General features: G+C 59.6%; 22 protein-coding genes. 16 read left to right on the top strand and 6 right to left on the bottom strand.

What is annotated here, in order from left to right:
* The first annotated feature begins 602 nt into the window (after nt 1-602).
* A complete protein-coding gene (locus tag ACR0KW_RS20910) occupies nt 603-1337 on the top strand; it encodes a sulfotransferase family 2 domain-containing protein (RefSeq protein WP_480806724.1) in 735 nt (244 codons plus the stop codon).
* A 26-nt stretch (nt 1338-1363) separates the two neighbouring features.
* On the opposite strand, the gene ACR0KW_RS20915 is transcribed toward ACR0KW_RS20910, so the two are convergent.
* Nucleotides 1364-1987: a sulfotransferase family 2 domain-containing protein gene (locus ACR0KW_RS20915; RefSeq protein WP_480806725.1), complete on the bottom strand. Its 624-nt coding sequence runs from the start codon at nt 1985-1987 to the stop codon at nt 1364-1366.
* A gap of 30 nt (nt 1988-2017) precedes the next feature.
* Here ACR0KW_RS20915 and ACR0KW_RS20920 point away from each other — a divergent pair, with 30 nt between their 5' ends.
* Complete coding sequence (locus ACR0KW_RS20920) at nt 2018-2869, top strand: putative nucleotide-diphospho-sugar transferase (protein ID WP_480806726.1); 852 nt, start codon at nt 2018-2020, stop codon at nt 2867-2869.
* Nucleotides 2870-3355: 486 nt separating this feature from the next.
* Here the strand turns inward: ACR0KW_RS20920 and ACR0KW_RS20925 are convergent, their stop codons facing one another.
* Both ACR0KW_RS20925 and ACR0KW_RS20930 read right to left on the bottom strand, forming a co-directional pair.
* A complete protein-coding gene (locus ACR0KW_RS20925) occupies nt 3356-3577 on the bottom strand; it encodes a beta-barrel domain-containing protein (RefSeq protein WP_480806727.1) in 222 nt (73 codons plus the stop codon).
* Nucleotides 3517-3777, bottom strand: a complete 261-nt coding sequence (locus ACR0KW_RS20930; RefSeq protein WP_480806728.1) for a M14-type cytosolic carboxypeptidase — start codon at nt 3775-3777, stop codon at nt 3517-3519. Before ACR0KW_RS20930 ends, ACR0KW_RS20925 begins: the two co-directional genes overlap by 61 nt.
* Between ACR0KW_RS20930 and ACR0KW_RS20935 the strand changes: the two genes are divergently transcribed.
* Genes ACR0KW_RS20935 through ACR0KW_RS20970 form a run of 8 tightly spaced genes read left to right on the top strand, consistent with a single transcriptional unit; the run spans nt 3683 to nt 7619 of the window.
* Entirely contained in the window at nt 3683-3958 is a 276-nt protein-coding gene (locus tag ACR0KW_RS20935) for a TOBE domain-containing protein (RefSeq protein WP_480806729.1), read from the top strand. The two genes, ACR0KW_RS20930 and ACR0KW_RS20935, sit on opposite strands and share 95 nt — an antisense overlap.
* Nucleotides 3955-4461 (top strand): hypothetical protein, encoded by a 507-nt coding sequence (locus tag ACR0KW_RS20940; protein ID WP_480806730.1) that lies wholly within the window; start codon nt 3955-3957, stop codon nt 4459-4461. Before ACR0KW_RS20935 ends, ACR0KW_RS20940 begins: the two co-directional genes overlap by 4 nt.
* Before the next feature lie 6 nt (nt 4462-4467).
* Nucleotides 4468-4797 carry an ABC transporter permease subunit gene (locus tag ACR0KW_RS20945; RefSeq protein WP_480806770.1) on the top strand — a complete coding sequence of 110 codons (330 nt, stop codon included), beginning with the start codon at nt 4468-4470 and terminating at the stop codon, nt 4795-4797.
* Nucleotides 4794-5051: a hypothetical protein gene (locus ACR0KW_RS20950; RefSeq protein WP_480806731.1), complete on the top strand. Its 258-nt coding sequence runs from the start codon at nt 4794-4796 to the stop codon at nt 5049-5051. Before ACR0KW_RS20945 ends, ACR0KW_RS20950 begins: the two co-directional genes overlap by 4 nt.
* 54 nt (nt 5052-5105) lie before the next feature.
* Nucleotides 5106-5585: an ABC transporter permease gene (locus ACR0KW_RS20955; protein WP_480806732.1), complete on the top strand. Its 480-nt coding sequence runs from the start codon at nt 5106-5108 to the stop codon at nt 5583-5585.
* A gap of 16 nt (nt 5586-5601) precedes the next feature.
* Entirely contained in the window at nt 5602-6729 is a 1128-nt protein-coding gene (locus ACR0KW_RS20960; protein WP_480806733.1) for a DUF917 domain-containing protein, read from the top strand.
* Between the two features lie 9 nt (nt 6730-6738).
* The gene (locus ACR0KW_RS20965) at nt 6739-7155 is read left to right on the top strand and encodes an alcohol dehydrogenase catalytic domain-containing protein (RefSeq protein WP_480806734.1); all 417 of its coding nucleotides are present in this window, start codon (nt 6739-6741) and stop codon (nt 7153-7155) included.
* Nucleotides 7056-7619 carry a zinc-binding dehydrogenase gene (locus tag ACR0KW_RS20970; RefSeq protein ID WP_480806735.1) on the top strand — a complete coding sequence of 188 codons (564 nt, stop codon included), beginning with the start codon at nt 7056-7058 and terminating at the stop codon, nt 7617-7619. Before ACR0KW_RS20965 ends, ACR0KW_RS20970 begins: the two co-directional genes overlap by 100 nt.
* Nucleotides 7620-7799: 180 nt before the next feature.
* Here ACR0KW_RS20970 and ACR0KW_RS20975 read toward each other — a convergent pair whose 3' ends face one another.
* Together ACR0KW_RS20975 and ACR0KW_RS20980 are read right to left on the bottom strand one after the other, a co-directional pair.
* On the bottom strand, nt 7800-8504 hold the full coding sequence (locus ACR0KW_RS20975) for an IS6 family transposase (protein ID WP_480806771.1): 705 nt from the start codon (nt 8502-8504) through the stop codon (nt 7800-7802).
* A gap of 620 nt (nt 8505-9124) precedes the next feature.
* Nucleotides 9125-10096, bottom strand: a complete 972-nt coding sequence (locus ACR0KW_RS20980; protein ID WP_480806736.1) for a GlxA family transcriptional regulator — start codon at nt 10094-10096, stop codon at nt 9125-9127.
* A 163-nt stretch (nt 10097-10259) separates the two neighbouring features.
* Here ACR0KW_RS20980 and ACR0KW_RS20985 point away from each other — a divergent pair, with 163 nt between their 5' ends.
* Complete coding sequence (locus ACR0KW_RS20985; RefSeq protein ID WP_480806737.1) at nt 10260-11510, top strand: aminotransferase class V-fold PLP-dependent enzyme; 1251 nt, start codon at nt 10260-10262, stop codon at nt 11508-11510.
* Between the two features lie 23 nt (nt 11511-11533).
* Nucleotides 11534-13981 (top strand): GcvT family protein, encoded by a 2448-nt coding sequence (locus ACR0KW_RS20990; protein WP_480806738.1) that lies wholly within the window; start codon nt 11534-11536, stop codon nt 13979-13981.
* Nucleotides 13982-14034: 53 nt separating this feature from the next.
* Here ACR0KW_RS20990 and ACR0KW_RS20995 read toward each other — a convergent pair whose 3' ends face one another.
* Nucleotides 14035-14934, bottom strand: a complete 900-nt coding sequence (locus tag ACR0KW_RS20995) for a LysR substrate-binding domain-containing protein (RefSeq protein WP_480806739.1) — start codon at nt 14932-14934, stop codon at nt 14035-14037.
* A gap of 191 nt (nt 14935-15125) precedes the next feature.
* Here ACR0KW_RS20995 and ACR0KW_RS21000 point away from each other — a divergent pair, with 191 nt between their 5' ends.
* The 4 genes from ACR0KW_RS21000 to ACR0KW_RS21015 are packed head-to-tail and all read left to right on the top strand — an operon-like array spanning nt 15126 to nt 20858.
* Nucleotides 15126-16472 (top strand): MmgE/PrpD family protein, encoded by a 1347-nt coding sequence (locus ACR0KW_RS21000; protein ID WP_480806772.1) that lies wholly within the window; start codon nt 15126-15128, stop codon nt 16470-16472.
* A gap of 39 nt (nt 16473-16511) precedes the next feature.
* Nucleotides 16512-17753 carry an FAD-dependent oxidoreductase gene (locus ACR0KW_RS21005; protein WP_480806740.1) on the top strand — a complete coding sequence of 414 codons (1242 nt, stop codon included), beginning with the start codon at nt 16512-16514 and terminating at the stop codon, nt 17751-17753.
* Nucleotide 17754: 1 nt separating this feature from the next.
* Nucleotides 17755-18021 (top strand): sarcosine oxidase subunit delta, encoded by a 267-nt coding sequence (locus tag ACR0KW_RS21010; RefSeq protein ID WP_480806741.1) that lies wholly within the window; start codon nt 17755-17757, stop codon nt 18019-18021.
* Entirely contained in the window at nt 18018-20858 is a 2841-nt protein-coding gene (locus ACR0KW_RS21015) for an FAD-dependent oxidoreductase (protein WP_480806742.1), read from the top strand. Before ACR0KW_RS21010 ends, ACR0KW_RS21015 begins: the two co-directional genes overlap by 4 nt.
* The last annotated feature ends 1 nt before the right edge of the window (nt 20859 follow it).

Raw genomic sequence — 20859 nt, forward strand, 5'->3', positions numbered from 1 at the left:
CTGAATTGGACCTGATCTGCTAACACCATACGGGCCAGCGGCACGTGCAAAGGCCGCGCAACAGGCCGAACACATGTCAGTACCCGAGCCGACACAACGCCCTGCGCTTTCGCCTACCGGCTCCGGAAGCCATCGTCCCGATGTACCAGAGGCCGGTCATGCAATAACAATCAAACCGGACCGCTCAGGTAGGGCTTATCAGGGATCGAAACTGAGGTAAGTCGCGCTTTGCTGAACATATGGATTGCGAAAAGTTCGACTCTGAACATGACACTCGGGCAACCGCAGAGGCGTCCAGCGCACTGACTTTGGTGTATGGGCGAATTCTGCCTACGCGTGCGAGGCAAGAATAACACGAAAAAAGGTGGTATTCGAGGCGTGAGCAGAGTTCTGAAGCGGTTCTTTTGTCCGGGCTTGACACTCGCTGGCTGCTCTGGCTCACATGCCCAAATCAAAATAGGGCTATAGATGCCCTTGTTCTATTGAAGGTAGGTAAATCCTATCTGATTTACAGGCAACGCAGGTGAAGACAGGGGGCGCGGAACGTGGGTGTCCGGAGAATGCTAAGAAACTATTTTGGGAAGTCTAAGGCCAGCGCTGCCATGCCCGTCAAACCCCCAAAAAAACCCGGTGAATCAGGTGGATCAACGGATACAACCTTACACATAATGGGCAGGGAGTTATCGGAGAAAGTCGCAGATACTGTCCGGTCGGCAATCATCCAGTCCGGTGTTTGGTTCGTGGATGTTCCCCGGACCTCCTCAAGTTCGATTCGGACGGAGTTGGGTCGGCATTTCGGCCCCGCATACGGCAAAAGTAATCTGTTTGAGCAAGAGCTTGCCACAGAGCAACTTTTTTTCGACCACGTTCCTGCGAGCGTGATGCGATCATTTCTGGGCGAAGAAGAATGGGATTCGTTGTTCACGTTTTCGGTGGTACGCAATCCGTGGGATCGATGTTACTCGCTGTTCAACTATATGCAAAAAAGCAGAAATGTTCCATTGGAATGGAGTTTTTCCCAGTTTCTTCGCGCGCTGGAAGAGGCGGATAGCAAGACACCCAGGTTCGAGTTTCATGGGCATCGTTACGGCGCTTCTGATTTCTTGCTCGATACCGATAACACGATTCTGGTGGACCACATTGTGCGCTTCGAAGATAGGAGCACCGGTCTGGCCAAAGTTGCGGAAAGGCTTAATTTGCCGGAGTTAGGTAACCTGCATTTACAAAGGGCTACCCAGAGCGAAGCAGATTATAGGAATTATTATGATGCTGAACTGCGTGGTATCGTCGAACGACTCTACGAAAAAGATATCAAGCTGTTTGGGTACGAGTTTTAGCGAACCTTAAGAGGCTGCCTGTCAGTTCAGCTTAGTTTTGAGAGATATTTGAAGCACCTGAAGTCCTTGCGGTAAACTTTGGCCGCTGCTTTTTGTGTGCTCTGATCAAAATAGGTAGGCCACTCGGCCCGGGAAGAGGTGTTGAGACGCTTGATGCCTGGGTACTCCAGGTTAATCCGTCGGGTAATTTCGACCATACTGTCTTCAAGCGTTTCGAACTTGCCAACATAGTCTACAGAGACAAATCCCCATCGGTTGCACAGCCAATCTGATTGCGGACGAAAGTGAGGGTAGGTTTTTGCGCTTTCCAAGCCCTCTGCTACGAATTTCTGAAAGTCGCCGTTGTACGGAGAGAGGTGCTTCTCGGCGAACGCTTGATCGTCCTTGTTAAGACCGCCTTTGTCAAGGAAGTGAAAAGCCGATACCAGCCGATCAAACGGATGCCTGACAATTGCAAACTTAAAATAGGACTTGAACCAATCACGCTTTTCATATGAGTGCACAGGCACATGCCCATAGGGATCTTCAATCCAATCCTTGGACCCGTCATAATCGGCACCAAGCATCGGCAAACCAAAAAGATCGAGAACGCTCTTGCCTGCGGTCTTGGGAACATGGACAAAGAGGCAACGATGCTTGTGCGAGATCATATGTTTAGCTTCCCTCGATCGAGATTTTGAATGCCATATAAACAATCTGATGGTAATCCTCTAGTCGTCACTTTCGTCGACAAGCGATATATTCCGGTCCTTGCAAATTGGCTGGCATTTGCGCGTCGCGTCGGTCATTTCGAAATTTGCGTATACTGCCTTGATCGCGAGACAGAAGAATTCGTCAGGCGTGCCGGCCTAGGGGCCGAACTGATCGATTGGGATGGGTCTTTTGAGAACCTTTGGGCGCAGCGGTTGCGCATCCTTGCCGATTTGGTCGAAGAAGGGCGACCGATCGTTCACACGGACAGTGATTGCATTTGGCTGGCCGATCCATTGGTCAATGGATTCGGGAGTGGAGCTGATCTGATCTTTTCTCAAGGCACCATTCATCCGACGGTCGTCCACTGCAAGTTGGGTTTTGTTCTGTGCTGTGGCCTGTTCCGTGTGAACCCCGGAGCCGGAGGGAGCTCGTTTCTAAGAAAACTCGCGGACCACGTCGAACACAGCAAGGATGATCAGGCGTCCGTAAACGAACTGCTGCATTCTTCCGGAACTGTCTGGGACAGGGCTGATACGCCCGACTATCGATTAAGATTCCGAGGGCATACATTTTGCTGCTGGACTGAGACATTGCACGGAAAATGTGCACAAGAAAACATCACGGTCGATCTGGTGCCACATAAATTTGTGCAAAGAGTACCTGACCCCACTGTGCTAGAGCGTCAAGTCGTAGCAAAACACCACTTTTCCGCGAAAGAAGCGAAGGCAAAGTTGGATGAGTTTAGCAAACAAGGTCTGTTTGCGCTGGTGCAGGATTGGGACACGCTTACTTCAGACGCTTCGCTTGAAGAGTATTTGGGCTCAAGTCCCAAGAAATAGCGCGCTAACGTGAACAGCGGCGCATGATGGGCTTGCAGGGGGGGCAGTTTTATATGTGCACTCAATCCGTCCAGCCTTCATAGAAAAGTGCAACAGAAAGACTGACTGTGGGGTGACACCCTCGATATCGTGATGGCCCAAACGGCGACGTTTTCGTACTCGATGATGCCGAGGAGTTGATGCCCGCAGATCAAGGGCGGATATGTGAATTCGGCAAAAAAATTCCCAATCTTCTGTACGTCTAAGAAACCAGATCGCAGGCGGGTTTGGGCAAGTGGATCAAGTTCTAACCCCGTAAGCTTCCGCGTTTGCGGTAAACCACAAATGCAGATTTTCTGCCGGCCGCTAGAGCATAAATGGTGAACTCGTTCGGTTGCGGGTGGGTCGAATCGTATGCGCGCTGTGGTGTAGATTGATATACATCGGGCAATGAGATTTTCTAACCAACCGAAATCCCAACCAAGACAATTAACATAACTTACCTTATCATTCTTCTCGGAATGCTTGATTCACCTGATCCAACAGCGGCTTTGACAAGTAGCTCAATACGGTTCGGTCCGTTGTGGTCAGATAAGCCTCCACGGGCATTCCGGGGATGAGCTCCTGATCACCCAGACGTTCCAGCTCCTCTGGCTCAACAGATACCGTCACCCAATAGAATGAAAGACCTGTCGCCTCGTCGATCGAGGTGGATGCAGCGCGAACCACATTCTCGGTGCTTCTGGCCGGACATCAAATTGCAGGACTGTCCCGTCATAGCGCGTGTTCACGCGGTGCCAGGTTTCGCGATCGGAGGACGCAACGAGAGTGCAAGTGGGCCAGGCTTCGGGAAAGCTGGTTTCTGACGCGTTTTCGATTTCGATCCGCCCGGAGTATCTGCGTTTGTCTCCGGCGACCGACACAAGCACTGGCTTGGTGGGAACGGTCGATTTTGTGCGTCTGCTGGGACCTTCAGTTGAGACTGAACTGACCATCGGCGACCGCATGTTCATCCATACGATGATCTCTGATCGTCCGCCGACCTTTGCGGTGGGTGAACGGGCCGAGATCAGTTTCGATCTGGACCATGCCTGGGTGATCCCGTCATGAAAACCCGCGTGATCCCCCATCTGATCGGGGTCTATCCCCTAGTCATGATGAGCCTGTTCTTTCTGGTTCCACTGGCCTTCATGATCGCGGTCAGTTTTTATGAACGTGACCCTTTGGAGTTTTTCAAGGTCGCCTTTGTCTGGGACAATTACGGTAAATTCTTTTCCAGCTTTTACTATACGGTTTCGCTGCGCTCGCTCTGGTCGGCGTCCTTGGCGGCGGTTCTGACCGTTGCACTGGCCTTTCCGGCAATGTTCATCATCGCCGACATGTCGCGCCGTTGGCAACTGTTCTGGGTTATCCTGCTGTTGTCCATGATGTGCCTCAGCGAGGTGGTCATCGGCTTTGCCTGGCTGATTCTGCTGTCGGAAAGCGCAGGTCTGCCCAAGCTGCTGGGCGTACTGGGACTGTGGACTGAACCCCGTTCCCTGTCGCCAAGCATTGGGGCCATGCTGATCGGCCTGATCACGCTTGGATTTTCTCTGGTGGCGCTGATGTTCTAACCGCAGATCGCGCAGAGGGACCGCGCCATCGAAGAGGCGGCGCAGACCCTTGGAACCCCGCCTGCCAAGGTGTTCTTCAAAGTGGTCCTGCCAAACTTCACCGCCTCCATCCTGTCGTCGGTTGTAACGATGTTCGTCTATTATCTGGGCGTTTTCGTCATGCCCACGATGCTAAGCCGTCCGCAGGACTGGAACATGACAGTGATCATCACCGACAAGGCGGTCGGCAATTCGAACATGCCCTTGGGGGCCGCCCTGTCGGTTATCATGCTGATTTTAACGGTTCTCGTTATCGGAGGTCTGTTGCTGTTGTCGCGCAAGAGGGTGAGGTCATGAGGAAAGTCGCAAAACACCTGTTCATCTGGTCGCTCGCCATCGGTCTGTTCCTGCCTTTCCTGATCATCGCAGGGGTTTCCCTGAATGCCGACAAGAACATCTCACTCCCACCATCGGCACTGTCACTGAAATGGTACGCCATACTGGTGACCGGAAGAGATTGGCTGATCCCGATCCGGAATTCCATCGTAATCGCCGTCTTTGCCTCGCTGATCGCGGTCAGCGTTGCGCTCGCTGCCAACTACGTGCTGTAGCGGCTGAAATCCGGTTTCGGCAAGCTCGTCTTTGCCCTAGGTATCGGTCCGTTCATGCTGCCGCCAATATTCATTGCGATGGGCGCAAGCGTATTTTGGGCAGAAATGGGGTTCTATGGTCGGATCGAAGCCACCATCGTCTCGCACGACATCTTTTTCGTCACCATCCCTCTGGTGGTCATCGCACGTGGGTTCGCGACGCTTTCCGACGATGTGATCGAGGCATCCCGCACCATGGGCGCCAGCCCGCGGAAGGCCTTCACCAAGGTGATCTTGCCACTAATCCTGCCTTACGCGATCACAGGTTTTGCACTGGTGGCAATCATTTCGGTGAACGAATACCTGATCTCGTACTTGGTTTCAGGCTTTGCCGCCGAAACCCTGCCCATTCGTATCTTTAACAACATCCGCTACGGCTACACACCGGTGGTTGCATCGGCCGCCATGGGCTTTGCGCTGCTTACGATCGTGCTGCTGGTGGTGCTGTCATTGAAGACCGATCTTTTGAAACTGCTTGGCGCACAGCGCGGCTGAGACTGCAGGAAAAACCATGAAAAATCTCTCTCGTCAGGATCTTGAAGATATTCTCTATAGCGCAGCCATTCTCGGCACCGGTGGCGGTGGCGAGGTGGACGAAGGCTTTAGCCTGATTGACGACGCGCTGGCCAAAGGGAAAGAGTTCATTCTGGTGGACATGAACGATGCACCCGACGATGCGTTGGTTTGTACGCCATACATGTTGGGCGCAATTTCGGACCTACCGGAAGAGGAAGAGCGGCGCTATGACCGGTTACCCCGGGCCGACGAGCCTTCGATCCTGATCGCCTACCGCCGGTTTCAGGTTTATTTGGGCAAGGAGTTTTACGGAACCATTTCCTGCGAGCTGGGTGGCTCCAACACAGCCATCTCGTTTTATGCCGCCGCAATGAACGCGCATTTTATCATCGACGCCGATCCAGCCGGGCGTGCGGTGCCCGAGATCACCCACTCCACCTACTACATCAATGGCCTGTCCGCCGAGCCCATCGTGATGGCGAACGAGTTCGGTGAGAGCATCATCTGCGAAAACGTAATGGACGATATGCGCGCTGAACGCGTCGTGCGGGCGCTTGCCATGGTCAGCCGAAATGACATCGCCGCCATAGACCACGCGCTGGAGCTGAGCCAGATCCGGCAAGCCGTGATCCCCGGCGCCATCTCGATGGCTATGAATATGGGGCGATGTTGGCGCGAGGCGCGCGAAACGGGTCTGGACCCGGCCCAGGTTATCGCTGAGGTAGGTGGCGGCTTTGTGGGGTTCCGCGGAACGATTACCGACTGTGACTGGAAAACGGAAAACGGGTTCACGACCGGAAACATCTGCATTTCCGGCGTGGAGGATTTTTCTGGCGACGCTTATCTCATCTGGCTCAAGAACGAAAATCTGATCGGCTGGCTGAATGATACGGTGCATACAACCATCCCTGACATGATCTGCCTGATCGACAGCGATACGGGACTGCCAATTACCAATCCCAATTATCAATCCGGCCAGAACGTTGCGGTCATCATATTGCCTGCACCTGCTGCTTTCACCACCGAAAAAGGGTTGGCCGAATTTGGTCCGGCCTATGTGGGCCTCGATCAACCCTATGAACCGGCAGTGAAAAGCAATCGGCCGTCAACAACTGAAGAATAGGACAGTTCCATGCCCAAGGCGCTCATCCTGCGGGAATTCAATGACTATGGCGATCTTTCAGCCCTCGATCTGGAAAACATCGAAATGCCAGTTCCAGGCCCGGGCGAGGTTTTGATAGACGTTGAAGCCTTTGCCCTCAATTACGGCGATTTCGAACTTTACACCGGCAATTATAAGTTCCGCCTTGATCTACCGGCCCGCGTGGGGGACGAATGCGCTGGCCGCGTGCTTGCGGTCGGACCCGGCGTTGAAGGTTTTGTCGTGGGCGACCGTGTATCCACCATGCCTGCCATTTATGGCAAAAACGGCATGATGGTGAGGTGGCAATGTATGAAGCGAATTACTGCGCCCACATTCCGGACAATATCTCCAGTGTCGAAGCCTGCGCCATCTGGGTCAGCTATTTCACCGCCTATGCCGCAATGATCAAGGTTGCGAACGTTGGCCCGGATGACTTCGTTCTGATCACTGCAGGCAGTTCCACAGCGGGTATTGCCGCTATGGAGATTTACCGCAAGATCGGGGCAACCACGATTGCCACCAGCCGCACCTCATCCAAGCGCGAGGCGCTTTTGTTACAGGGATACGATCATGTCATCGCACAGGACAGTGACAACCTGTCCGAGGTTGTCAACCGCGTCTCTGACGGTAAGGGCGCGCGGGTGATCTATGATCCTATCGTTGGTCGGATTGTGCAGGATTACAAAGACGCGCTGGGGCAGGATGCGGTAATCTTCCTCTATGGCGGCATGGACCAAAGCGAGACCGTGTTGCCGGAAATCGAGATGACACAGAAGAACGCCTGCCTGCGCCCGTTTTCGGTTTTCAACTACATCAACAAGGATGAACTGCGCGCGCGGTGTTGCTTACATCCAGCGCGGTCTTTCTGAGAGTTAGCTGCATCCACAGGTCGGGGATGTATATGACCTCGCCGATTGGAGGCAGGCGATGGACGATCAGTTCAATTCAAACACCCGTCAGGGCAAGTTGGTCGTTCTGGTGGAACAATACGTCAGGCGGGGATTGTCACGTAAACTTATGGCCGTCAGCAACAGCACAACGTCCATCAATCACGCAATGCTTGCCGCTGTTTTCCATGCGTCAAAGGCTTCCAGTCGATGATAACGGTATGTCAGGGCGGCACGGCGACGAAATGGGACGGAGAAGCAATTTCGAGTCGCGGAATGGATTGACACAAATCGCCGCAATCCGCCTGATGACCGGAACCAATGCATCGTTCTCTCACGCTTTCGGAACGGCAGGTGGCTGTTTTCGGCACGGTTGTTAAGGCCCTTATGAGACCAATGATCGAGGCCGGGCGCGACCTGTCGCATAGCCGCGTTGTAGGACCGAAGTTTATCCGTGATGATCCGTTTCGGAACGACGCCGTATCGCTTGATCAGCCGCACCAAAAGCCGCTTTGCTGCGCGCTTGTCCCTTCTGGATTGGAGGATCTCGCCCAGAACAACACCCTTCTGATCGACGGCACGCCAGAGCCAGAATGACCGGCCCGCGATCTTCACGACAACTTCGTCCAAGTGCCAGACATCACCGGGGCGAGCTTGCCGCCAACGCAAGTTGCGGGCGATCAGCGGTCCGAGCTTGCGGGTCCATCTTCGAACGGTCTCGTAGGACACATCGATGCCGCGTTCCAGCTGCAATTCCTCGACCTCGCGCAGGCTCAGATTGAAACGTAAGTACAACCAGACCACATGGGCGATGATCTCGGGCGGGAAGCGGTGGCGTTTGTAGCTGATGATGGACCGTGTCTGCATCATGGCCGATTACGTTCAATTCGTTGGTCAGGCAATCGGTGGTAGTTTACGTGACAATTCCCCAAGCCTTTATGTCCGTCGGCATCGTCCGCTCCTCCCAATCGAAGGGTTGCCAGAAATCAGACAGAGGAAAAGCGCAGGTCCTATTTGGGGCGGAAATTCGAATTCGATGGGATGCGGAGCAGCAGCGCCGGCTCAGATCGAGCGTAGGATGCAGGTTTCTAAAACTCCGAGGTCGAACGGCTGCTTTCGGGAGGCCGGACGGATATATTCGAATCTGCAGAAAATGGCCGCTTTCCGCCCTCTCATCAGATACACTCGCGCTCACAGCGTGAATTTGGCAGCCGCAGCGAAGATCCGCTTGGTGGCGACGCCAGGCTAAAGCCCCCTCTCGCGGACAGCGTAATGGCACAGTTTTAGGGGGCTAGGACACGGCTACCTTGGGTGGCATCGAAATATGATCCGAAAACAGCAATTCTCTAGCACTACGAACTCGCGCTTTCAGATATTTACTGAGATCGTAGGAAAGATGTGTTCAGCATATCGCTGACTCTGGGCGTTCCAAAAGTTCGCGACACAACCCCCACGCCGCGTGCAGTCGCGCCTCTGCTCTTTCCAACCTACCCGACACCGCGGCGGATCTGGGTGGGCGACAGGCCGAAGCGCTCGCGAAAGAGTTTCGAGAAATGGGTCATCGAGTTGAAGCCGCAGGCGGTGCTGATCTCGGTCACGCTCATCTGGGATTGCAGCAGAAGGTCCTGGGCCCGTTGCAGCCTCAGCTGATTGTAGAACCGCTTGGGCGGGCAACCCAGGTAGCGGCGAAAGAGCCGTTCCAGCTGACGCACCGATATGCCAGCGTGATCGGCTAGCACCGTGGGGCTGAGCGGGTCTTCCAAGTGGGCCTCCATCAGGTCCAGCACCTGGCGCAGCTTGGCATGGCGGATGCCGATACGCCCGGGCATGGTGACCCGCGCGGTGCGTTGCAGGAAGCGGATGTCGTGGTAGTTTAGCCGCCCCGCCACGATGTTGGCCAGCCCCTGGCCCTGGTCGCGGGCGATCAGCTCCAGCATCAGGTCGATCGAGGCCGTGCCGCCCGCAGTCGAGAAAACCCCCTCCTCGGCCAGGAACACCTGGTCGCTCAGCTCCACCTCGGGAAAGCTCTCCTGAAAAGCATGGCGGTTTTCCCAATGGATCGTCGCCCTGGCGCGCCTGAGCAGTTCGGCCTCGGCCAGTAGATGCGCGGCGGTGCAGAGCCCGCCGATCTCGGCCCCGCGCCGGTGCTGGCGTCTGAACCACCCCAACAGCGCCGGGTCGGCCTGGGCCTGCACATTGGCACCGCTGACCAGAAGCGGGATCTCGCGTCGGCCGATGTCGCGCAGCGGCCCGTCGACCGGCATTTCCGCGCCCAGGGAACTGGCCACTGGCCCGCCATCCACGCTGAGCACCTGCCAGGCAAAGGGGGCTCTCGCCTGCCCGCGATTGGCCACACGCAGGGTTTCCAGCGCGGATATTAGCGACAGGGCGCTGTAATCCGGCACCAAAACGAAGACGAATGTCAGCGGGCTCGTGTTCTGCCCTGTGCCCTGATCCATGTCCCTGCCCTTGCCTTTCGGGGTGGTCGCCGGACCCTACCGCGCAGGCGAGCCGCCATGGCACAAGATTTTCGCGGCCTTTGCCCCGCTTTTTTTTGCATGCCTTGTTGGGGCCAGCAGCCTAGGCTTTGCCGAAACCCTATCGTCATCAGAGTGGACACCGATGAGCCAGATAACCGACGCCCTACTGAAAGATATCCGCAGTCGTTTCGCCCAAGTCGACCATTGCCCGGAGCAAGGCTCGCGCATCTTTTTTGAAAACGCCGGGGGCGCGCTGACGCTGAACGCGGTGCTGGACAGCTCCGCGAGCTACGCCGCGATCCCCGACAATCAGGGGCGCGACAACCCAGGCGCCCACGCGCTAGTCGCGACGATCAACAAGGCCAAGGCGGATATGGCCGAGTTCATGAACGCGCCCGGCGGGCAGTTCTTTGTTGGCGAAAGCGGCACGGAGCTTTTGTTCCGCCTGATCATGAACGCCTGTCTTGCGGCGGGGGACGGCGTGGTGCTGGGATCGACCCTGGAACATCCCGCCACGCGGTCGGCCTGCGACCGCTGGGCGCGCATCGCCGGTCAGCGCCACGTTCTGATCCCTCATGACGATGCCACCGGCACCGTGACGGCCGACGCCTATACGACCGCTGTCACCCCCGACACCAAGGTCGCGACGATCCTGCACACTTCACCGGTCACTGGTATGGGGGTAGACGTGGGTGCCGTCTCGAAGGCCATCCGCGCCGTGGCCCCCGACTGCCTGATCATCGTCGACGGCATCCAGCACGCAGCCCACGGGCGCATCGACCTGACGGACTATGATGTCGATGGCTACGTGATCTCGCCCTACAAGGTCTTCTCGCGTCACGGTTATGGCGTGGCTTGGATTTCCGACCGGCTAACCCATGTCGAGCACAACGCGCTCATTGATGGACCCGCCGAGAACTGGGAGATGGGCACGCGTGACACCGGTGCTTATGCCACCATGTCCGAGGTTGTGTCCTATTTCGAATGGCTGGGTAGCCAGGTCAGCGACGCAAGCGACCGGCGCGGCAAGTTCTTGGCGGCGGGTGAAGCCATCCATACCCAGGAAAAGGCCCTGACCGATGCAATGATCCACGGCATCGGCAACCTGCCGGGCCTCGCTGAACTGGCCGGGGTCACCATCCTGGGCGGCGTGGACAACCCCGCACGCGAAGGGCTGGTGTCGCTTCGGGTTGAGGGCGTACCCTCGGTGGATGTAGTCAAATCCTTGAACAACCAGGGCATCCGCACTCATCTGCGCAAGGCCGACCACTACTCAGGCAACATCCTGACACCGCTCGGTATGGACAGCTGCGTACGCGTGTCGATGTGCCATTACAACTCCGTCGGTGAGGTCGCCCAATTCCTCGCCGCCATGAAAGAGATCGCTGCCTGAGGCACCTAAGGAAGGATTTCCCCATGAAAACCCACGCACAGGCCGTTGTGATCGGTGGCGGGCTTGCCGGCACCTCAATCCTCTACCACCTCGCGAAACTCGGCTGGACGGATTCGATCCTGCTGGAGCGGGACGAGCTGACCTCCGGCTCCACCTGGCATGCGGCGGCCAATATCCACGGGCTGCATGACAACAACAACATAACCCGCATCCAGCACTATACGATGAACCTCTATAAGCAGCTGGAGCAGGAGACGGGGCAAAGCTGCGGCGTCTTTCAGCCCGGCAGCCTGTACCTCGCCCAGACCGAGGAGCGCGAACACCAGCTGCGCCTGCAGGAGGCTAAGGCGCGGTTCTACGGGCTGAATTTCCACGAAGTGAGCCGCGAAAAAGCGCAGGAACTGCACCCGCTGGCCCAATTCGATGACATCCGTTGCATCATGTATGAACCCGATGGCGGCAACGTGGACCCGTCCGGGGTGCCCCACGCCTATGCCGCCGGGGCACGAGCCATGGGCGCGACCATCGAACGATTCTGTCCTGTCATTGGCACTGACCAGCAGCCCGACGGTAGCTGGATCGTGCGCACGACAAAGGGTGACATTCACACGCAATGGGTGGTGAATGCGGCGGGCCTCTGGGGCCGTGAGGTGGCCGCGCTGGCGGGGCTGACCCTGCCGCTTCAGCCGACCGAGCACCAGTATTTCGTCACCGAGGGCATCGACGAGGTCGCCAATCTGGGCCGCCGCCTGCCCTCAATCGCCGACCGCGACGGCGAGTATTACTTCCGCCAAGAAGGCAACGGTCTGCTGATCGGCGCCTATGAGAAAGACATGAAGTTCTGGGCTGAAGAGGGCACGCCGCTGGACTTCGCCCATGACCTCTTCCCCGATGACCTCGATCGGATCATGGAGAACGTCATTCGCGCCACCGAACGTGTGCCGGTCGCCGCCACCGCCGGTGTGAAACGCGTGATAAACGGCCCGATGATCTGGTCGCCTGATTCCAGCGCCCTTTGGGGCCCGGTGCCGGAGTTGAAGAACTACTTCCTCTGCGGTGGTCTGATCCCGGGCTTCTCGCAATCCGGTGGCCTCGGCCTTTTGGCCGCGCAATGGATGATCGAGGGCGAGCCGCAGTACGACATGTTCGCCTGGGACCTGGCACGCTTCGGCGACTGGGCCGACAAGAAATTCACCAAGGCCCGCGTCGAGGACGCCTATACCCACCGCTTCAAAATCCATTTCCCGAACGAAGAAATCACCGCAGGCCGCCCCGCCCGCATGCGCCCCGCCTATGACATGCAGAAGGGCATGGGTGCGGTCTTTGGCCTAAACTGCGGCTGGGAACACCCGCTGTGGTTCGCCGATGAGCCGGGCACGGTGGAAACCAACGGCTTCACCCGCCAGAACTGGTTCGACCCGGTGGGCCGCGAAGTGAACATGCTGCGCGAACGCGTGGGTGTGATCGATATCTCAAACTTCGCCAATTACGTGGTGAAGGGGTCGGGTGCCCATGACTGGCTGGACAAGTTGGTGGCGAACCGCGTACCGACCGTGGTGGGCCGCAGCTGCCTGACGCCACTGATTTCGGTGCGCGGCGGTGTTGCTGGCGACTTCACCATCACCAAGCTCGCGGATGACGAGTACATGATGATCGGCTCGGGCATGGCCGAACGCTATCACCAGCGCTTCTTCCAGATGGTCGATCTGCCTGAGGGCACGACGCTGGAGGTGGCCACCGACCGCATCGCAGGCTTTAACATCGCAGGGCCGAATTCCCGCGCAGCCTTGGCCACGCTCACTGATGCCGACCTTTCGAACGAAGCCTTCCGCTTCATGCGCTCACAGAAGATCACCGTCGCGGGCGTCGATTGTACCGCCATCCGCGTCAGCTTTACCGGCGATCTGGGCTGGGAGCTGCACTGTGCCGAAGCCGACCAGGTCACGCTCTACACCGCGCTGATTGGCGCCGCCCAGGCGCAGGGCGGCGGGCCTGTCGGAGGCCGTGCGCTCGGGTCCTTGCGGATCGAGAAAGGTTACGGCTCCTGGGGTCGCGAATACAGCCAGGAATACTGGCCGCAAGAGCTGGGACTGGATGGGCTGATCAAGCTCGAAAAGGACTTCCTGCACAAGGACGCCTACCTGGCCGTTAAGGACAACGAAGCGCGCGAGGTGCTGGCAATCTATGAACTCGATGTCACCGAAGATGCCGACGCCACCGGTGGCGAGCCGATATTTGCCCTCGACGGCACCCCAGTGGGCCGCGTAACTTCCGGCGCCTATGGCTATTCTGTCGGCAAATCGCTGGCGGTGGGTTTCCGCAACCCGAAATTGGCCCAGCCCGGCGATACGGTCGAGATCATGGTCCTGGGCAAACCTCACAAGGCCCACATTCTGGCCGAGGCGCCGTTTGATCCCTTCGGCACCCGCCTGCGCGGCACCGATCAGGCGGCGATACTGACCCCGGCCTGATCCGCAACTGACCCGAACACAACGCCGCCCTGCCCCGTGCCGGGCGGCGTTCTTCACCCCAGGCGCATCCAGTCGTCCTGCGCCCTTGCCGCTGTACGCAACCACTCCAGGAAAAGCTTCACAATCGGTGTTTGGGACTTTTCTTTCAGCCGCAGGCAATAGACCCAGGGGCTGTCCACCTTGACCCCGAAGGGTTCTACCAGCAGCCCGCGTGTCAGGTAGTTGTGCGCCAGAGAGCGCGGCGCGGCGACACAGCCCAGCCCCTGCACCGCCATCTCCAGCGCCAGGTTGGTCGCACTGGTGCTGGGGCCCGCGTTCAGGTCGATATCGGGCAGATCCAGCGCCCGAGCCATCAGCTTCCAATATTCCAGCCGCCCCAGGATATGGATCAGCCCGGCTTCATAGAGCTGTTCGGGCCGAGTCACGGCTTCGCTGTTCACCTGGTAGTCCGGTGAACAGAGCACAGTCAGGGTCTCGGCCCAAAGCGGGGTCAGATCCGGGGTGATGTCATCCACATGGTTGATTGAGATCGAGATGTCCGAGACGTTTTCTTCGACGTCCGTCCAGATCGTGCCATGCACCGTCAGGTCGATGCCCGGGTGCGCTTCGCAAAACCCCCGGATCACCTCGGGTAGCCAGTTGGCGGCCAGGCTGAACGGGCAGGAGACCACCACTTCGCGCTTGTGGGTCTGGGCGATCAGCGACTGCGTGGCGCGGTCGATTTCCTGAAGCGCATGGCGCACCGAGGGCAGGTAGGCCTCGCCCACATCGGTCAGCGAGAGCGACCGGGGATGGCGCACGAACAGCGGGCGGCCGATGAAATCCTCCAACGATCTCACGTGGTTACTGACCGCGGACTGGGTGCAGTTCAGCTCCACCGCAGCATTGGTAAAGCTCATGTGGCGGGCCGAGGCCTCGAAGCTACGCAGGAATGTCAGGTGGGGCAGATGCATGGCGATATCCGGGCGCGGGATGGGGTTTACCCCGGCATACGCCCGCGTGGGCGCGAGTGGTACAAAAAATCCGGTGCCTAAGCCCTTTTTTTGTTTTCGTGAGGTGGCCGGGGTCCGGGCCTAAGCTGGGGGAACCGGTTCATCAATGTCGAGGCAGACCCGTGGCTGATAGCACCCTTCCCGCCCCCGCGATCTCTGATACTTTCGCGCGTGTGGCCGAGTTTACCCTGGCTCGCCCGGCTTCGGAGTTTCCCGACCAAACGCTGGAGGCCGCCGCGCTGATGCTCCTGGACACGCTGGGCATTACCATCGGCGCGGGCCCGATGAACGCGGGGCGCATTGCCCGCGACGGGGCCGTGGCGCTTTACGGATCCGACAATCCGCACTCCTCGGCACGTATGATGTTCGATGGGCGGCGGGTCAGCTTGGCGGGCGCCGGTTTCGCCGCCGCGACCCAGACCGACAATCTGGACGGCCATGACGGCTACAACCCCACCAAGGGCCATATCGGCGTGGTGGTGGTTCCGGCGCTGGCCGCCCTGTCCGAAACCGTGGCCGATTTTTCGGGCCGTGAGGCACTGGTCACCGTGACCATCGGCTACGAAGTTGCGGGCCGCGCAGGCATCGCCCTGCATGACACCGCCTGCGATTACCACACCTCTGGCGCCTGGAATGTGCTTGGCGTGGTGGCTATGGCGGCGCGGATGCGGGGCATGTCGGCCGAACAAATGCGCCAGGCCATGGGCATCGCCGAATATCACGGCCCCCGCAGCCAGATGATGCGGGAGATTGCCAATCCCACGATGCTGCATGACGGCTCCGGCTGGGGCGCGATGGTCGGTTTGTCCTCAGCCGTGCTGGCCGAAAACGGCTTTACCGGCGCGCCCGCGATCACCATCGAGGAAGACCGCGTCGCCCATCACTGGGACGACCTCGGCGCCTTCTGGCAGATGGAACATCAATACGTGAAGCCCTACCCGATCTGCCGCTGGGCCCATGCGGCGATTGACGCGACCCGCGCCCTGATCCGCGAACACGGCCTGACCCACGAGGAGATCGCCGCGATCGAGGTCAACACCTTCCATGAAGGCGCCTGCCTGTTCCAGGGTTTGCCGGATGACACTTCGAAGGCGCAGTATTCGCTGCCCTTCGCGGTCGCGACCATGGTCATCCATGGACGCATTGGCGTCGAACACATCACCGGTGACGGGTTGGCCGACCCGCTGGTTGCGAACATCCTGCCCCGCATCACCGTGAACGAGTCGGCCCGCCACTCCGACCGCTTCCCGGCCTGCCGCATTGCCGATGTGGTGATCACCACCACGGACGGGCGCGAACTCGCATCCGGCGACGTGCACGCGCGTGGCGGGCCCGAAGCGCCAATGGACCACGACGAGGTGGTGCAGAAGTTCATGGGATTCGCCACGCCTTCGCTGGGCGAGGCCCGCGCGGCGGCGATCCGCGACGCGGTGCTGGGGCTGACGCAGCCGGGGTCGAAATTCTCCGACCTCGGCGCACTGATCTTCGACGCCCCCTGATCCTCCGACAAAAGACAAAGATTCAGACAGGACCGCCCCATGCCACTGCGGCTGCTCAAATACGCGCTCTCCTCACGCTATCCAGTGACCGGCGACATCCCCGCCACACCGAATCTGAAATCTGATTACGACGTGGTGATCGTCGGTGGCGGTGGCCATGGGTTGGCCTGCGCCCATTACCTGTCGAAGTACCACGGCATCACCAATGTTGCGGTGTTGGAAAAGGGTTACCTCGCCGGCGGCAATACCGCGCGCAACACGACCACGATCCGCTCGAACTACATCACCAAGGAGGGCATCGCCTTCTACAAGGAAGGCGTCGAACTCTATGAGGAGATGAGCGAGGAGTTAGACTTCAACGTCATGTTCTCGCAGCGCGGGCAGCTGACTCTGGCCCATACTGAAGCGACCCTGCGGTCGTTCCACCTACGTGCCGAAATGGGCAAACAGGCGGGCACGAGTATCGAGGTGGTAGATGCCAAGGCGGTCAAGGATCTCTCGCCGCATCTGAATATGGACGAAGGCGGGCCGCTGGAGATCATGGGCGGGCTGTGGCACGCCGACGGCGGCACCGCGCGCCATGATGCAGTGGCCTGGGGCTATGCCGCGCAGGCCTCGCGGCGGGGTGTCGAAATCCACCAACGCACCGAGGTGCAGGGCTTCGACACCGACGGCGGCAAAATCACCAAGGTGCGCACCAATCGCGGTGATATCTCTGCCGGTCAGGTTATGATCGCGGTCGGTGGCATGAACTACGACATGGCGATGAAGGCGGGGGTCGAATTGCCGATCCGCAGCTACCCGCTGCAAGCCATGGTCACGCAACCGCTGAAACCCTGGCTGCACACGCTGGTCAGCTCCGTCAGCCTGCACACGTACTTGGTGCAAAGCTCGCGTGGAGAGATCGTGATCGGCGGCGGATCGGACCCCTATCAGCTCTATTCCACCCGCTCGACCCTGGACATGAAGGAGCACCTGGCCGAGGGCGCCACGCATCTTTTCCCGTTCCTGCAAGGGGTGCGGCTGATGCGCCAATGGGCAGGCATCACTGACATGACTCCGGATTATTCGCCGATCATGGGGGCAAGCCCCCTGTCCAACCTCTGGCTTGATTGCGGTTGGGGCACCTGGGGCTTCAAGGCCACGCCGGTGGCCGGAAAATACATGGCCCAGACGATTGCGAACGAACGTGTCGCCCCGATCCTGAAACCCTTTACCATGGAGCGTTTCGCCAACTTCGAACTGCTCAATGAAATGGGCGCAACCGCTGCGAGTCACTGATATGAAGATCCTTACCTGCCCCCTTAATGGCCCGCGCAACATCAACGAGTTCCAGTGTTTCGGGCCCGTGAAGCCCGACCCGGACCCGGAGACAACCTCTGATCAGGACTGGGCCCGCCACCTGTTCCGTGCCGACAACTCGACAGGCGTGATTACCGAATGGTGGCGCCACGTGCCGTCGAACTACTTCTTCCTGGCCGAGCGCCACGCCACCACGAACGAAGTGTTCCGTACCTTCGATGCGTCCGAGCTGGAGGCCTGCCCATGACCCGCCTGCCCGCCCCTTATGGCTCGCGCATCAACCGCGACGTGCCGGTGAGCTTCACCTTCGAAGGCCAGAATTTCACCGGACTGAAAGGCGACGTGATCGCCTCGGCGCTCGCCGCCAACGGCCAATGGATGCTGTCGCGCAGCTTCAAATACCACCGCCCGCGCGGTCTCATGTCCATGGCCGGGGCCGAGGCGGACACGCTGGTGCAACTGCCCTCGGACCCCAACGTGCAGGCGGACCGCCACGAGATTTCCGAAGGCCTGACGGTCACCGCCCAGAACGTGAACGGCAGCCTTGCGCGCGACCGCGATGCCTTCATGGACAAGCTCGGCCGCTTCATGCCGGTGGGCTTTTACTACCGCACCTTCATGGGGCCCACGCGGTCGAGCTGGCTGAAATTCTGGGAACCGCTCATTCGCAAGAAAGCGGGCCTGGGCGTGCTCGACACCAAAGCGATGCACCAGGATTTCGAGAAGGCCAACTTGTTCTGCGATGCCCTGGTCGTGGGCGGTGGCCTGGCCGGGCTGACCGCCGCCATTGAGGCTGCCGAGGCGGGTGCCGACGTAATCCTGGCCGAGATGGAGCCGGATCTGGGCGGTGCGCTGACCTACCGCCCTGGCGGTGACGCGATCCTGCCCAACCTGCTGGCCCGCGCCAAAGCACTCCCGAACCTGCGCCTCATGGCCGATACGCTGGTGAATGGCTGGTTCGAGGACAACTGGCTGCCGCTGATCCGGGGCAACAAGCTCTACAAGACCCGCGCGAAAGAAGTCATTCTGGCCACCGGCTGCATCGAACAGCCCGCCGTCTTCCGCAACAACGACCTGCCGGGAATCCTGCACGGCTCGGCCGCGCAGCGTCTCATGCGCCATTACGCGGTGAGGCCTGGCACTCGCGCCGTTGTGCTGGCCGCAAACCCCGACGGCTACCGCGTGGCGCTGGACCTGCTGGAGGCAGGGGTGGAGATCACCGCCTTGGTGGACCCGCGCCCCGGTGGCTCCGGAGGCGTCATGACTGAGACCCTGCACCAGAAGGGTGTCGAAATCCGCAATGGCACCATCAACGAAGCCCATGGCAAGAAACACGTCACCGGCGTCACCGTCGAGGGCGGCCGCCTCGCCTGTGACCTTGTCGTCATTTCGACCGGAAGCGCGCCGATGTGGCAACTGCCCTGCCAGGCGGGTGCGAAACTCGGTTACGACGACGCCACCGCGCGCTTCTCGCTGACCCTGCCCGAGGCGCCCCTGGGCGTAGCCGGCAGCATTAATGGCGCGGTGGTCGCCGAGGCGGTCATCGCTGACGCCCAGATCGCGGCACAAAAGGCGCTGGCCCGGCTCGACCTGCCCACGCGTGCGGTATCTCCCGTCGTCGATCCCGAAGCCGCCATGGCGAATTTCGAACCTCAAATCGCCCCCCACCCCAAGGGCAAGGATTTCGTTGACCGCGACGAAGATATTCAGGTCAAGGACCTGCAAAACGCCACAAATGAAGGCTACCGCGAGCTGGAGCTGATCAAGCGCTTTACCACCGTCGGCATGGGGCCAAGCCAGGGCCGCCACTCGGCGCTCGCCACCGCGCGGATCGTGGCGAAGTCTACCGACCGCACCATCGCCCAAACAGGCGTGACCACCTCCCGGCCGCCCGTTGCCCCCGAGACCCTGGGCGTACTCTCGGGCCACCACCACCCGGCCGAACGCCGCTCGGCGCTGCATCAGGAACACCTGCGCCTCGGCGCAGACATGCGTCCCGTCGGAGCCTGGTGGCGGCCCTATTTCTACGGTCCCAAAGCGGATGCCAAACGCCTGATCGAGGAAGAGGTGCGCGCGGTGCGCGAAGGGGTGGGGGTGCTCGACGTCTCGACGCTCGGCGGGCTCGAAGTGCGCGGGCCGGATGCGGGCGAGTTCCTGAACCGCATTTACACCATGACCTACAAGAAACAGCCTGTTGGCCGCTGCCGGTACTGCCTGATGACCAATGAAATGGGCACCGTCATCGACGATGGCGTCGCCTATCGCCTGGCCCCCGACATGTTTTACGTCACCGCCACGACTGGCGCCGTCGCGCGGGTCTATGCGGACATGCTGTTCTGGAATGCACAATGGCGACTGGATGTGGATGTGCTGAACGTGACCTCCGCCTTCTCCGGCTTCAACATCACCGGCCCGAAGGCGCGTCAGGTGGTCGAGCGGCTCGACAGCGACATTGATTTCAGCCGCGATGGGTTCGCCTATCTCGACGGCCGCTCCGGAACCGTCGCAGGTGTACCCGTGCGCGCGATGCGGATCGGGTTTACCGGCGAGCTAAGCTATGAACTCCACTGCCTGTCCAGCATGGCCAAAACCCTCTGGGACGCGATCCTGGCGGCGGGTGAACCCACCGGCCTGCGCCCCTACGGGCTGGAAGCCAGCCGCATCCTGCGCCTGGAGAAAGGCCATATCCTGATCGGCCAGGACACCGACGCGCTGACCTCGCCGGATGAACTCGGCTTCGGCTGGGCGATCTCGAAGGCCAAACCCTTCTTCGTCGGCAAACGCGCGATCGAGATGCGTCGCAACAAGGGCCTGCCGCGCAAGCTTGTGGGGGTGAGCTTCGACGGTGGCGACATCCCCGGCGAAAGCTGCCTGGTTCTGCGGGACGAAGTCCCGGTGGGTCACGTGACCTCGGTGCTCTACTCGCCCACGCTCGCCAAGCACATCGCGCTGGCCTATGTAGACGGGCGTGATGCGGAGATTGGCTCGCCGGTGACGGTAAAATGCCGCAATGGCGCGCGAGTAACGGTGCCGGTCGGCCCCCATGCCTTCTTCGATCCCGACAATACGCGGCAGGAGGTGTGAT

The organism is Ruegeria sp. CG11 (assembly GCF_056537245.1).

Coding starts and splice junctions, on each gene's coding strand:
- ACR0KW_RS20990 (WP_480806738.1), top strand. CDS start 11,534: ATGAAAACCCACGCACAGGCCGTTGTGATCGGTGGCGGGCTTGCCGGC.
- ACR0KW_RS21005 (WP_480806740.1), top strand. CDS start 16,512: ATGCCACTGCGGCTGCTCAAATACGCGCTCTCCTCACGCTATCCAGTG.
- ACR0KW_RS20940 (WP_480806730.1), top strand. CDS start 3,955: ATGAAAACCCGCGTGATCCCCCATCTGATCGGGGTCTATCCCCTAGTC.
- ACR0KW_RS21010 (WP_480806741.1), top strand. CDS start 17,755: ATGAAGATCCTTACCTGCCCCCTTAATGGCCCGCGCAACATCAACGAG.
- ACR0KW_RS21015 (WP_480806742.1), top strand. CDS start 18,018: ATGACCCGCCTGCCCGCCCCTTATGGCTCGCGCATCAACCGCGACGTG.
- ACR0KW_RS20970 (WP_480806735.1), top strand. CDS start 7,056: ATGTATGAAGCGAATTACTGCGCCCACATTCCGGACAATATCTCCAGT.
- ACR0KW_RS20965 (WP_480806734.1), top strand. CDS start 6,739: ATGCCCAAGGCGCTCATCCTGCGGGAATTCAATGACTATGGCGATCTT.
- ACR0KW_RS20920 (WP_480806726.1), top strand. CDS start 2,018: ATGCCATATAAACAATCTGATGGTAATCCTCTAGTCGTCACTTTCGTC.
- ACR0KW_RS20980 (WP_480806736.1), bottom strand. CDS start 10,096: ATGGATCAGGGCACAGGGCAGAACACGAGCCCGCTGACATTCGTCTTC.
- ACR0KW_RS20960 (WP_480806733.1), top strand. CDS start 5,602: ATGAAAAATCTCTCTCGTCAGGATCTTGAAGATATTCTCTATAGCGCA.
- ACR0KW_RS20985 (WP_480806737.1), top strand. CDS start 10,260: ATGAGCCAGATAACCGACGCCCTACTGAAAGATATCCGCAGTCGTTTC.
- ACR0KW_RS20955 (WP_480806732.1), top strand. CDS start 5,106: ATGCTGCCGCCAATATTCATTGCGATGGGCGCAAGCGTATTTTGGGCA.
- ACR0KW_RS20910 (WP_480806724.1), top strand. CDS start 603: ATGCCCGTCAAACCCCCAAAAAAACCCGGTGAATCAGGTGGATCAACG.
- ACR0KW_RS20975 (WP_480806771.1), bottom strand. CDS start 8,504: ATGCAGACACGGTCCATCATCAGCTACAAACGCCACCGCTTCCCGCCC.
- ACR0KW_RS20915 (WP_480806725.1), bottom strand. CDS start 1,987: ATGATCTCGCACAAGCATCGTTGCCTCTTTGTCCATGTTCCCAAGACC.
- ACR0KW_RS20995 (WP_480806739.1), bottom strand. CDS start 14,934: ATGCATCTGCCCCACCTGACATTCCTGCGTAGCTTCGAGGCCTCGGCC.
- ACR0KW_RS20950 (WP_480806731.1), top strand. CDS start 4,794: ATGAGGAAAGTCGCAAAACACCTGTTCATCTGGTCGCTCGCCATCGGT.